The organism is Lelliottia wanjuensis (genome assembly GCF_030238365.1).
GTDB classification, from domain to species: domain Bacteria; phylum Pseudomonadota; class Gammaproteobacteria; order Enterobacterales; family Enterobacteriaceae; genus Enterobacter; species Enterobacter wanjuensis.
Genome location: NZ_JASSOT010000030.1, coordinates 1 through 654, shown reverse-complemented (window position 1 = coordinate 654; position 654 = coordinate 1). Strand labels below are relative to the sequence as shown.

The window sequence follows — 654 nt, the reverse complement described above, 5'->3', positions numbered from 1 at the left end:
GGGTTGCCAGTTGTTCTTCCAGCGTCAGTAATTCGGTTTGCTCATCTTTCATCAGCGACGAGAGGGGAACACCTGTCCAGTCGGCGATAACGGTCGCAACGGTGCGGACATCAACATCCAGACCCAGTAATGGACTGTTATTCTGAATTTGGGAGAGCTCCTGCTGGAAGCCGGAAATCTCCTTCTGGCGGCTGATGTCTTTCCGGCAGGCTTTCAGCGAGTCGGTGAGCTGCTTTTCGATTTCATACTGTGACTGAAGGGCAGCTTTCTGCTGGTTGAGATCCTGAGTCAGTTGTTCGATCTGCGGCAGGCGGCTGGCATCAATGGTGTTACCCAGGGAAATATCTTCCAGTAACTCCTGCTGCTCCATGGCAAGCGCAGTCAGTTGCGCCTGCAACCGGGTCAGTTGTTCAGGCAGCGTATCCAGGCTCATCCGTACCCGGGCCGCTGCGGTATCCAGTAAGTCCACCGCTTTATCAGGTAACTGGCGACCGGTCAGATAGCGACGGGAAAGTGTCACTGCTGCGCGGACGGCCTCGCCGGTAATATGCACTCCGTGGTGTTCGGCATAGCGGGATTTGAGGCCACGCAGCATCAGGCAGGCCGTATCATCATCAGGCTCATCAACCTTAACCATCTGGAAGCGGCGTTCAA

1 pseudogene is annotated in these 654 nt (G+C 55.5%); it reads right to left on the bottom strand.

Annotation, left to right across the window (positions count from 1 at the left end):
- Positions 1-654 (bottom strand): annotated as a pseudogene (locus QQF33_RS03405) (type VI secretion system ATPase TssH); the annotation flags it as partial.